The sequence below is a fragment of the Mesorhizobium kowhaii genome, from assembly GCF_042431665.1.
Taxonomy (GTDB): domain Bacteria; phylum Pseudomonadota; class Alphaproteobacteria; order Rhizobiales; family Rhizobiaceae; genus Mesorhizobium; species Mesorhizobium kowhaii.
The window spans coordinates 190882-202022 of the sequence record NZ_JBHLYT010000044.1 but is presented as its reverse complement, the minus strand read 5'-3'; the positions used below and the strand labels follow the sequence as shown (position 1 = coordinate 202022).

Genomic DNA, 11141 nt, shown 5'->3' with positions numbered 1-11141 from the left:
CGCTTCCGGTGCTCACGTACTTAAGTACGCTCCGCTCCGGTTCTCGGAACCCACCATTTTCGTCTCGGCCTGACCTGAATTTCACGCACCCTGAATTCTTTTGGACTTAGGAATTTTTGATGACTGAACCGACGACACCGGAGATCCGCCTCTGGACCCCAACGGGTTTTCGCGAGGACGAGTGGGCTCATGCCGAAAGCGCGGACGCGCTGTCCGGCAATGGCCGCTTCATCCTGCCGCTGCAGGCGTTCCTCCATCTCGATCCTGAGGTGCGCCGGTCCGCCAAAGAGCGGCTCGGCGTCGCGCTGCAGCCCGGCGACCAGCTCGAGAAGATAGTTGATCTGCTCGAGCAGCTATCACTGGTGGCACTGGCCTTCCCGGCCTTCAGCGACGGCCGCTCCTTCTCCAAGGGCGAATTGCTGCGCAGCCGTTATCATTTCGAGGGTGTGGTGCGCGCCACGGGGCAGGTTCTCGTCGACCAGTTGCCGCATATGCTGCGGCTCGGCTTTGACGAATTCGAGATTTCGAACCCGGTGCTGTTGAAGCGGCTGGAAGAGGGCCGCACCGGCGGGTTGGGGCTCTACTATCAGCCAACCGCCGTGCCGGAGCCCAAGGGACCAAAATATTCCTGGCGGCGCGTTCGCGTCAGCTGACGCAGCGGTAATTCCGCGCGTCTTTACATCGACTGTGATCGGGCCTTCTCTTGGTCATCCGGACGGAAACATCCGCCGGGTGAGTCTTGGAGCGTGCTTTGCGCGTCCTTTGGACGCGCGGCGCTCCAACCGGGAGGAGATCATGGATTTCGACTATGTCATTGCCGGTGGCGGGTCCGCCGGCTGCACGCTTGCCGCGCGACTCTCCGAAGATCCATCGAAAAAGGTTTGCCTGATCGAAGCCGGCGGCGAGGGCAAAGACCTGCTCATCCGCGCGCCGGCAGGCGTCATCGCGCTGTTGCCGGGCCGGCCGAAGATCAACAACTGGGCCTTCGAGACGGTGCCGCAGCAGGGGCTTGGCGGCCGCAAGGGGTACCAGCCGCGCGGCAAGGCGCTGGGTGGCTCGAGCGCCATCAATGCCATGCTCTACACACGCGGGCACCGCGGCGACTACGACGAATGGGCCGATCTCGGCTGCGACGGCTGGTCATGGGACGAGGTGCTGCCTTATTTCCGGCGTGCGGAAGGCAATCAGCGTGGCGGTGATGCCTTGCATGGCGGTGACGGACCGTTGCGGGTCGCCGAGCAGCAGGAGCCGCGTGCGCTCTCCAGGGCCTTTGTCGAGGCTTGTAGCGAAAACCAGATCCGGCGCAACGATGATTTCAACGGGGCCGAACAGGAAGGAGCCGGACTTTATCAGGTCACGCAATTCTGGGGCGAACGCCGCAATGGTGAGCGCTGCTCGGCGGCCGCCGCCTATCTGCATCCGGCGATGAGCCGCCAAACCTCACCGTTGTCACCGGAGCGCACGCCACGGGCATCGTCCTTGAAGGCAAGCGGGCCACCGGCGTGCGCTACCGCGCGGGCAAGGGCGAAGCCGTTGCGAAAGCCAGGCGCGAGGTCATCGTTTGCGCAGGTGCCTTCGGCTCACCACAGCTCTTGTTGCTGTCCGGGATCGGCCCGGCTGTCGAGCTTGCAGCGCACGGAATCCCGGTCGTTCATGAACTGCCAGGCGTCGGCAAGAACCTGCAGGATCATCTCGATTTCATCATGGGCTGGACATCGAAGGATGCCGACATGATGGGCATAGGCCTGCGCGGTCTGCCTGGCCTGTTGCGGCATCTGCGGCACTGGCGCAAGGATGGCGGCGGCATGATCGCCACGCCCTACGCGGAAGGCGGCGCCTTCCTCAAATCCGACCCGGCGATCGACCGGCCCGACCTGCAACTGCACTTCTGCATCGCCATCGTTGATGATCATGGCCGCAAGCTGCATATGGGTTATGGCTTTTCCTGCCACGTCTGCGTGCTGCGACCCCATTCGCGCGGCGAGGTCGGGCTGTCGACGCCGGACCCGCTGGCGCCACCTCGCATCGATCCGCGTTTCCTGTCCGACGAACGCGACGCCGAGCTGCTGCTCAAGGGGGTCAGAATGATGCGCGGCATATTGGAGGCGCCGGCGCTGGCCAAATACCGCGCCAAGGAAATCTACACCGCCGGCGTTTCGAGCGATGCAGAGCTGATGACCCATATCCGAGCCCGCGCCGATACGATCTATCACCCGGCGGGCACCTGCAAGATGGGCATCGATGATCTGTCGGTGGTCGACCCGCAGCTCCGCGTGCGCGGCATACGGGCCTTGCGGGTGGTCGACGCCTCGGTGATGCCGACGTTGATCGGTGGCAACACCAATGCGCCGACCATCATGGTCGCCGAAAAGGCGGCGGACATGATCAAAGCGGCCGTCTGATCGGAGTTCTGGTCGAACCAGTAGTGCTATCTTCGCCTGTTGTGGAACGTCTCGTGGCGATGCCGACGGCAATCAACATGAACTGGTCTTACCAATCATGCGATTTGCGCTTTCTCTTTTATCGTCCTGCCCTTAGGATAGGTCCATTATTTCGTGATCCGAAATAAATGTGGCCACAAGGGAGGAACCGGGAATGGCTGGCAAGAAAATACTGATGCTCGTTGGTGAGTTCAGCGAGGAGTACGAGATTTTCGTCTTTGAACAGGCCATGCATGCCGTTGGCCATACGGTGCATGTCGTCTGCCCCGACAAGAAGGCCGGCGACATCCTGAAGACGTCGCTGCATGACTTCGAAGGCCACCAGACCTATACGGAAAAGCCTGGCCATGACTACATCCTCAACAAGACCTTCGCCGAGGTGAAGCCGGACGACTATGATGCCGTCTATGCGGCGGGCGGGCGCGGGCCGGAATATATCCGCATCGACAAGCGGGTGCAGGCGCTGGTGCGGCATTTCCACGAGGCCGGCAAGCCGATCTTCACCATCTGCCATGGCGTGCAGATCCTGATCGCCGTCGACGGCGTGGTGCGAGGCCGGGAAGTCGCGGCGCTACATTATTGCGAGCCGGAGGTGACGCTGGCCGGCGGCATCTACATCGACGTCGCGCCGACCGGCGCTCATGTCGATGGCAATCTCGTGTCAGCCAAGGGCTGGCCGGGCCTGTCCAACTTCATCCGCGAATGCCTGAAGGTGCTGGGCACGGAAATCCGCCATGGCGAGATCCTGATGCGCGACGAGCGCCAGGCGGCCTGATCCGGAGCAATTCCAGGCAAAACAAAGACAGCAAGTCCAGGAAAAGTGAAACGGTTTTCCGTCCGGAATTGCGCCAAAACCAAATCCAGGATTTTGCCAATGCCGCCGCGCCGTATGGTGCGGCGGTTCTCTACGCCGCTGCCAGCGCCTCGCGGAACGACACCAGCTTGCGGCGGTTTTCGTCCCACAACGCCAGTTTGACGCAGCGCAGGCTGTCGAGCAGCGTGACGCGACCGATGCCGCGCAGCTCCGGATAATCCCGCAGCACTTCCTGCAACCGGTAGCCCGGCACCTTGGCGGAGAGGTGGTGGACGTGGTGGACGCCGATGTTGCCGGTGAACCAGTTCAGCACCGGCGGCAGATCGTAGTAGGACGATCCGTGCAGGGCGGCGTGCTGGAATTCCCAGTCGGCGTCCTTTGCCCATTCCGTCTCCTCGAACTGGTGCTGGACGTAGAACAGCCAGATGCCGGCCGAACCGGCGAGGATGACGATCGGCAGATGAACAACCAGGAACGCGCCGGGGCCGACGAACCAGATGAGGATAGCTGCCGTAACTGCGATGCCAAGATTGGTGGTCATTGACGACACCCAGGGCGTCAGGCCGCCCCGCATCATGCCGATGGGCAATCTTTGCTCGAAGATGAACAGCCAGATTGGCCCGAGCCCGAACATCACCAGCGGGTGGCGATAGAGACGATAGGCAAGGCGGCCTCGCCATGACAATTGCCGGTATTCGGCAACGGTCAGCGTCCTGATGTCGCCCATCCCGCGTTCGTCAAGATTGCCGGCGCTGGCATGATGGGTCGCGTGGGCGCGCCGCCAGCAGTCGTAGGGCGTCAGCGTCAGAATGCCGAGCGCGCGGCCGATCCAGTCGTCGGCATAACGATTGGCGAAGAAGGAGCCGTGGCCGCAATCGTGCTGGATCATGAAGATGCGCACCAGAAACCCGGCCGCCGGAAGAATGAGGACCAGACCCCACCAATGACCGTAGGAGTAGGCGGCCGAAGAGAGCGCCCAGAGCGTGACGAAGGGAATAAGGGTGATGGCGAGTTCGAGCGCGCTGCGGCGCCTGTCGGGCTTCTTGTAGCGCGCCAGAATCTTAAGCCAGGCGCGCTTGCTGTTGGCGGCCGCCTCAGGGGAAATCATGTTCATCAGGAAGCATAGTCAGGGCGCCCCGCCACCGCAAGACACAGGTCACGCAAAATTACTGTGCGTAATTGTCGCGTGCCCGGCGGTCGAGCCAGCCAATCGCTTGATCAGCGTGATGGTTCACCCTTGGAGCGCCGGGCTTTCAAGTCCAATCGTTCCGGGACCCGATGCTCGCTCTGTCGTCTGAGCATAGGGGTTTTCCGCTTTTAGGGCCGATCTCTACTCGCGATCGAGGATGGGGCGGTTGTCGTGCTATTGCCGGCGCCAGCCGACGTCACTGTCCTCCGCCCCGTCGAGGCGGTCGAGCAACTCCCTGAAGCGGTCGGGAATGTCGGCCTCGGTGCGGAAGGCCGGCAAGGTGCGCAGAAAGCGCGTCACCGCCTCGGCGCCGAACTGGCGCCTGACCTCGGTGGCCAGCTTTTCTCCCTTTTCGCCTTTGTTGCGGGTCATCGTCTCAAAATCCTGTGTCGGCTTCGAAACTCCTCCAGCAAGGGAATGGTTCCCGCATCACGCCTTTGTGGCAAGCAAAGCTGGCGATCAGGGTAAAATTTGAATTAAAATCGAAGGACCCTGCCGTTCGTTGTCCTGCCCTGGCCGAGAGCCTCCACTATCGCTTACCCCTTGATTTTTGGCCGCCAAACCTCGATATCGGGCTCAAAATCCCTACCATTCGAGATTGACGGGAAACGGCGATGAGCGACCAGGCAAAAGACGAACGCGCGTCCGATGAAGTCGAGGCGACCGAGGCCAATGCCGAGCGTACGGAGGGCAGCATCGATGGCGACTATGAAGCCCTTGTGCGGCTGCTGAAGGAAAATGAAGACCTGAAGGACCGCGCGCTGCGCGTCGCGGCCGAGATGGAAAACCTGCGCCGCCGCACCGCACGCGACGTGCACGACGCGCGCACTTACGCGGTGGCGAATTTCGCACGCGACATGCTGTCGGTGTCGGACAATCTGCGCCGCGCGCTCGACGCCATCCCGGCCGAGGCCAAGGCATCCGGCGATGCCGGCTTCAAGGCGCTGATCGAAGGCGTCGACCTCACCGAGCGCGCCATGCTGTCGGCGCTGGAACGGCACGGGGTCAAGAAGCTCACGCCGGAAGGCGAGAAGTTCGATCCCAATTTCCACCAGGCGATGTTCGAAGTGCCCAATCCGGATGTCCCGGCCAACACCGTGGTCCAGGTCATGCAGCCGGGCTATTCGATCGGCGAGCGGGTGCTGCGCCCGGCCATGGTCGGCGTCGCCAAGGGCGGCCCCAAGCATGCCGCCGGCGAAACACCGGTCGAGCCGGGGCCGGTCAATGAGCAGGCCGAGAAGGATGCGTAGTTAGGGAATAAGGCAGGTAGAGGCAGTAGGGCAGTAGGGCAGTAGGGCAGTAGGAGAATTGGGAGGTCGTCCCAAGAGTGCGGCTTCGTGCTAAAACATACTGCCCTACTCCCCTACTGCCTTACTCCCTGGTCCTGCCATGAACCCCATCGCGCTTCTCGACTATGCCGGTGTCGCCGTCTTTGCCGCGACCGGGGCGCTTGCTGCTTCACGCAAGCAGCTCGACATTATCGGTTTCCTGTTCCTGGCCAACGTCACCGGAATCGGCGGCGGTACGTTTCGCGACCTGATCCTCAACGTGCCGGTGTTCTGGGTGGGAAACCGCGACTATGTGCTGATCTGCGCGGTGGTGGCGGTGGTGGTGTTCTTCACCGCGCACCGTGTCGAATCCCGTTACAAGCTGCTGCTCTGGCTCGACGCCATCGGCCTTGCCGCGTTTTCCGTGATGGGCGCGGCCAAGGGACTTGCCATCACCGGCTCGCCGGCGGTGTCGGTGATCACCGGCATGCTGACCGCCACATTCGGCGGTATCCTGCGTGATCTTCTGGCGGGGGAGCCTTCGGTGCTGCTGAAGCCAGAAATCTATGTCACGGCCGCGCTCGTCGGCGCTGCCATCTTTACAGCAGGCGATGTCGCCGGCTTGCCGCAGATTGTTTCAGGATTGGCCGGCTTCGCCGCGGCGTTCGCCGTGCGCGGCGGCGCGCTCCGTTTCGGCTGGGCGTTTCCCCCCTACAAGAGCCGGCCCGGCCGGCGACCAGAAGATATTCCATGAAAAGAAAGAGAGTAGCGAATAGGGAGTAGCGAATAGTGGTTGTTGCCGTGCAGCTCCCGCTACTACTTCCTATTCCTATTCCTATTCCTATTCCTATTCCTATTCGCTATTCGCTATTCGCTATTCGCTATTCACGCAGCGAAGCGCTGGGCTTCCCCGCCATAGTAGTTGACGTAGCGGGCGCCGATTTCCTTGACCGGCATCACGACGAACACGTCGACCGTCGAGAATTCGCGGTCGATAACGCAGCCATCGCCGATGCGGGCGCCGACGCGCAGATAGCCCTTGACCAGCGGCGGCATCGCCGCGATCGCTGCCTTGGCGTTGACCGCTTCGATCGGCATCAGATCCATCGAACAGTAGCGCCCGGACACCGCGCGTACGTCCCAGGCCGAATTCGTCCGGCAATGGTGGGCGAGATAGGTGAACGCTTCGGCATGCGCGGCCGGCACGGTGCCGTGGAAGGACGCGCAGCCGGTCATCACACCGATTTCGTAGTGGTTGATATAGGCCCAGATACCTTGCCACAGCGCCTCGATGGTGCGCTTCGAGCGGTATTCAGGCAAAACGCAGGAACGGCCGAGCTCGAGAAAACGCTGGCCGGGATGACGGGCGATGAGCTTGGTCAGCTCGAATTCGCCCTCGGAATAGAATCCTCCCGCGGCGGCCGCGATTTCTTGCCGCAGCAGGCGATAGGTGCCGACGATGCGGCGATGTTCGGGGCCGGAGAGTGAAGTATCGAAGACAAGCAGATGGTCGCAGAGCGGATCAAACCGGTCGGCATCACGGCGATCCTGCGCCTGGAACAGATCCTTCCTGGCGCCGAGTTCATCGTAAAACACTCGGTAGCGGACTTCCTGCGCGGCCGCGATCTCGGCCTCGTTGCGGGCAAGCCGCACTTCAAGATTACCTATTCGGCCGAGTGCTGCGCCCTTTATGACGGAATCGACGTTACGTCCGGCAAGCAAGCTGCTGGCGTTGGGCCGAGTGTCACATTCCGGCATAACTGTATGCACGAGTGATTCTCCTTCGAGCCATCCCTCTTGGCACGGGGATACGGTGTAGGTGCAACAGGATTGTGACAGTACCGTGATACGACGTCGTGGGCAATACTTCGTCGGCTGGCGAATACGGTCAACCGGCTACGTTACGCGAGCGGGCGGGGGTGGATGGGCGGTCGAAATCCTGACCTTCGGTTCGGGACCATGCGCTAGGCCGCGACCTGTCCTTCGACGGCATTGACCAGCGCGTCAGGGTCGAGTGGCTTGGTAACGAAGCCGCTGGCGCCATGGGCCAGCACCGCATGGCGGGTCTTTTCCTGGCTATCGGCCGACAGCACCATGATCGGCACCGGAGGCACGGCAGTTTCCTCCTCGTGGCGGCGGATGGCGGCAATCGCGTCCAGCCCGTCCATGACCGGCATGTGAAGATCCATCAGAACCACGTCGAAGCGGTGGTTGTGTCCGGCGCCGGTGACAGCCTCGACGGCGGCCTTGCCGTTGCCGACCACCTTGACGCGGTGCCCGGCCTTCAGCAGCGTGGCGCGGGCCAGCATGGCGTTGATGTCATTGTCCTCGGCAATCAGCACCGACAGGCCCCGCTGGCGGCTGCCAACGGCACGAAGTGCGGGCCCGCGACTCTTTTCCGGCTGCGGCTGGGCGAGGGCGGGAGCATGACTGTTCAACAGCACACGCAGAAGCGTTCCGCCACGCACCGGCCTGGCAAGGAAGGTTGCGTAACCGCTGGCGCGGAACTCGCCAAGCATGCCACGGTCGGTCGGTGCGATCAGCGTGATGGCCTCGCAGTCGTCGAAACCGCTTTGGCGCAGGCGCTTGAGCAGCCTTCCGTCGCTCTCTTCCATGGCTGCGTCGACCAGAAGCACATCGCAGCCGTCGGCGAAGGGCGCGGCCTGCGCGGCGGTGGTGGCGACATCGACCGCGCCGCCATTGGCGCGGATGGTGCGGGCGATGGCGTCGGCCTCGACGGCGTTTTTCGACAGGATCACCGCGCGCTTGCCCGAGAGCGCGTTCTGCCGGCTCTGCGGCGCCTCGGTGGCCGATATTGCCGGGATTTCGAAGACGAACTCCGATCCCTGACCGAGCCGGCTCGATACTGAAATCGTGCCGCCCATGGCGGCCACCAGGCGTTTGGAGATGGCAAGGCCGAGGCCAGCCCCGCCATGTGTGCGCGTCGACGTGCCGTCGGCCTGCTCGAATTCTTCGAAAATGCGCTCCAGGTCGTCCTCATGCAAACCTGGACCGGTGTCGGCGATGGTGAAGCAGATGCGGTCGGTGGTCTCGGTGCGCGCGCGCGCGATGCTCACCAATACGCCGCCGCTGTCGGTGAACTTGATGGCATTGCCGATCAGGTTGAGCAGCACCTGCCTGACCTTGCCCGGATCGGCGGTGATCAATTGCGGCACGTCGGGTTCGACATGGCAGCCCAGCCCGATATCCTTGGCGAAAGCGCGGGCGGCCAGCAATTCGACGATGTTGTCGGCGATCTCGCGCACCGACATCGGCTGCGGCTCCGGGTCGAAGCGTCCGGCCTCGATCTTGGAGTAATCGAGCAGATCCTCGATCAGGGCGAGCAATGCGCTGGCCGAGGTCGACACGGCGCCGACATAGGTCTGCTGTTCCGGCGACAGGCTGGTGTCGGCCAGCAGCCTGGCCATGCCCATGATGCCGTTCATCGGCGTACGAATTTCATGGCTGACGGTGGCGAGGAAGCGGGATTTGGCCTGGCTGGCGTATTCAGCCCGCTCGCGAGCGGTGATCAGCGAGGATTCGGCGCGTTTTCGGGCGGTGATGTCGCGCGCGATGGCGCGATGCGAAACGGCGCCGCTGTCCTTGTCGCGCACCGACAGTTCGATCCACGAAAACCAGCGCGGACCGCTCGGCGTGCGGATGGCGACATCGGTGGAGCTCAGGCACTCATGGTCGGAAAAGGCGGCATCGGGAACGATGCCGACATCGATGCCGAGTTCCGCCAGGGTCTTGCCGGCGAGGTCGCGTTGATCGCTTTCGACGAGGTCCGCGAAGATCTTGTTGGCATAGACGATGTAGCCATCGCGGTCGCGATGAATGACGAGGTCGCCAAGCGCGTCGATCAGGCCGCGAAAGCGTTCCTCGCTCTCCTGCATTTCCCACATGCGGTCGGCCAGCGTCTCGATCTCGGCGCGGCTGCGGGCAGTGGTCTCGTCAAGCAGGACCGCGGTACGGTGTTTGCTCCGCCTTGCGTGCAGATGCATGACAAGGCCGGCGAGGCCGGTTACCAGCAATCCAACGCTGATGAAGATCGGCGCCCCGGTCAGATGCGCCAGGCCGGCCAGCACGACGATGGCGACAAACGTCAGGAGGGGCAGGCCTTCGCGCGTGGAGAACTGTGGCTCGGGCACCAGCGGCGGCGCGGCGACAAAGCGCCGCGTCGACGTCGGCGGGGTCGCCGCATCAACGTCTTCGCCAGTGTCCGCCTGTTGGCTGCCGGATTCCGCGATCATGCGAGACCCTTGCCAGATAGAGATTATGGAAAATTGCGGCGGATCGTTCGAATTTTAGCGGATGAGCGCTTTTTGCCGCCGCGGTGGCGGATTTGCCATCAGACGTGGCAATTCCGTCCGCTTTCTCCCGGCCGTCGAGCGGTTCACATATCCACGACGACGCGCCCGCGGATCTTGCCGTCGACGATGTCGTGCGCGGCATCGACGATGCCGTCGAAACCGATGGTCGTCGACAGGCTGGCGAGCTTCTGCAGATCGAGGTCGGTGCCGATGCGCCGCCATGCTTCGAGGCGGACCGCCTTCGGCGCCATCACCGAATCGATGCCGAGCAGCGAGACGCCGCGCAGGATGAAGGGGGCGACGCTCGTCGGCAGGTCCATGCCGCCGGCCAGGCCGCAGGCGGCGACCGCTCCACCATAGGAGGTCATCGACAGGACGTTGGCCAGCGTGTGGCTGCCGACCGCATCGACGCCGCCGGCCCAGCGCTCCTTGGCCAGCGGCTTGGCCGGCTGGGCAAGCTCGTCGCGCGATATCACTTCGGCGGCGCCAAGGTTGATCAAATAGGGGCTTTCGGCATTGCGGCCGGTGGAAGCAATGACATGGTAGCCGAGGCTGGACAGGATCGAAATCGCGACCGAGCCGACGCCGCCGGCCGCCCCCGTCACCACCACCGGGCCGCGATCGGGCAGGATGCCGTGCCGCTCCAGCGCCATGACGCAGAGCATGGCGGTATAGCCTGCGGTGCCGACCGCCATCGCGTCATGCGGGCTCATCCCTTGCGGCAGCGGCACCAGCCAGTCGCCCTTGACGCGGGCGCGGCCGGCATAGGCACCGAAATGGGTTTCGCCGACGCCCCAGCCGTTCAGGATGACCTTGTCGCCGGCGCGCCAGTCGGGATGGGAAGACGAGATGACGGTGCCAGCGAAATCGATGCCCGGCACCAGCGGCCAGCGGCGGATCACCGGCGCCTTGCCGGTGATTGCAAGACCATCCTTGTAGTTCACCGTCGTCGCCTCGACTGCGATGGTGACGTCGCCTTCCATCAGGTCGGCCTCGGTGAGATCGGTCACTGCTACCGACTGCTTTTTCTCGGCGTCACGCGAAACGAGGATGGCTTTGAAGGTTTCGGGCATCTCTTTCTCCGCGATCTTGTTTAGCGACATGGACTGTGCGGCG

At 63.3% G+C, this 11141-nt stretch carries 9 protein-coding genes and 1 pseudogene; 5 read left to right on the top strand and 5 right to left on the bottom strand.

Going from position 1 to position 11141, the window contains the following annotated elements; translation table 11 throughout:
- Positions 1-119 precede the first annotated feature (119 nt).
- The 3 genes and pseudogenes from ACFFNA_RS25135 (at position 120) to ACFFNA_RS25125 (ending at position 3216) form a co-directional block, all read left to right on the top strand.
- Complete coding sequence (locus tag ACFFNA_RS25135) at positions 120-653, top strand: DUF934 domain-containing protein (protein ID WP_378922447.1); 534 nt, start codon at positions 120-122, stop codon at positions 651-653.
- Between the two features lie 142 nt (positions 654-795).
- Positions 796-2402: pseudogene (locus ACFFNA_RS25130) on the top strand (GMC family oxidoreductase).
- Between the two features lie 193 nt (positions 2403-2595).
- On the top strand, positions 2596-3216 hold the full coding sequence (locus tag ACFFNA_RS25125) for a DJ-1/PfpI family protein (RefSeq protein ID WP_258596473.1): 621 nt from the start codon (positions 2596-2598) through the stop codon (positions 3214-3216).
- 130 nt (positions 3217-3346) lie between these two features.
- On the opposite strand, the gene ACFFNA_RS25120 is transcribed toward ACFFNA_RS25125, so the two are convergent.
- Positions 3347-4369, bottom strand: coding sequence for a fatty acid desaturase (locus ACFFNA_RS25120; protein ID WP_378922445.1), 1023 nt, complete (start codon positions 4367-4369; stop codon positions 3347-3349).
- Positions 4370-4618: 249 nt separating this feature from the next.
- Positions 4619-4816: a hypothetical protein gene (locus tag ACFFNA_RS25115; protein WP_111548804.1), complete on the bottom strand. Its 198-nt coding sequence runs from the start codon at positions 4814-4816 to the stop codon at positions 4619-4621.
- Between the two features lie 242 nt (positions 4817-5058).
- On the opposite strand from ACFFNA_RS25115, the gene grpE reads away from it, so the two are divergent.
- Together grpE and ACFFNA_RS25105 are read left to right on the top strand one after the other, a co-directional pair.
- Positions 5059-5694 (top strand): nucleotide exchange factor GrpE, encoded by a 636-nt coding sequence (gene grpE, locus ACFFNA_RS25110; protein ID WP_378922443.1) that lies wholly within the window; start codon positions 5059-5061, stop codon positions 5692-5694.
- 139 nt (positions 5695-5833) lie between these two features.
- Entirely contained in the window at positions 5834-6466 is a 633-nt protein-coding gene (locus tag ACFFNA_RS25105) for a trimeric intracellular cation channel family protein (RefSeq protein ID WP_378922441.1), read from the top strand.
- A gap of 131 nt (positions 6467-6597) precedes the next feature.
- Here ACFFNA_RS25105 and olsB read toward each other — a convergent pair whose 3' ends face one another.
- The 3 genes from olsB to acuI all read right to left on the bottom strand — a co-directional run bounded on the left by olsB (position 6598) and on the right by acuI (position 11098).
- A complete protein-coding gene (gene olsB, locus ACFFNA_RS25100) occupies positions 6598-7470 on the bottom strand; it encodes a l-ornithine N(alpha)-acyltransferase (RefSeq protein ID WP_167458820.1) in 873 nt (290 codons plus the stop codon).
- Positions 7471-7676: 206 nt separating this feature from the next.
- Positions 7677-9965 (bottom strand): hybrid sensor histidine kinase/response regulator, encoded by a 2289-nt coding sequence (locus ACFFNA_RS25095; RefSeq protein WP_378922439.1) that lies wholly within the window; start codon positions 9963-9965, stop codon positions 7677-7679.
- A 143-nt stretch (positions 9966-10108) separates the two neighbouring features.
- A complete protein-coding gene (gene acuI, locus ACFFNA_RS25090; protein WP_111548954.1) occupies positions 10109-11098 on the bottom strand; it encodes an acrylyl-CoA reductase (NADPH) in 990 nt (329 codons plus the stop codon).
- Between the last annotated feature and the right edge of the window lie 43 nt (positions 11099-11141).

Excerpts from the sequence above, each read along its gene's own strand:
- ACFFNA_RS25135 (WP_378922447.1), top strand. The coding sequence starts at position 120 with ATGACTGAACCGACGACACCGGAGATCCGCCTCTGGACCCCAACGGGT.
- ACFFNA_RS25125 (WP_258596473.1), top strand. The coding sequence starts at position 2,596 with ATGGCTGGCAAGAAAATACTGATGCTCGTTGGTGAGTTCAGCGAGGAG.
- ACFFNA_RS25120 (WP_378922445.1), bottom strand. The coding sequence starts at position 4,369 with ATGAACATGATTTCCCCTGAGGCGGCCGCCAACAGCAAGCGCGCCTGG.
- ACFFNA_RS25115 (WP_111548804.1), bottom strand. The coding sequence starts at position 4,816 with ATGACCCGCAACAAAGGCGAAAAGGGAGAAAAGCTGGCCACCGAGGTC.
- grpE (WP_378922443.1), top strand. The coding sequence starts at position 5,059 with ATGAGCGACCAGGCAAAAGACGAACGCGCGTCCGATGAAGTCGAGGCG.
- ACFFNA_RS25105 (WP_378922441.1), top strand. The coding sequence starts at position 5,834 with ATGAACCCCATCGCGCTTCTCGACTATGCCGGTGTCGCCGTCTTTGCC.
- olsB (WP_167458820.1), bottom strand. The coding sequence starts at position 7,470 with ATGCCGGAATGTGACACTCGGCCCAACGCCAGCAGCTTGCTTGCCGGA.
- ACFFNA_RS25095 (WP_378922439.1), bottom strand. The coding sequence starts at position 9,965 with ATGATCGCGGAATCCGGCAGCCAACAGGCGGACACTGGCGAAGACGTT.
- acuI (WP_111548954.1), bottom strand. The coding sequence starts at position 11,098 with ATGCCCGAAACCTTCAAAGCCATCCTCGTTTCGCGTGACGCCGAGAAA.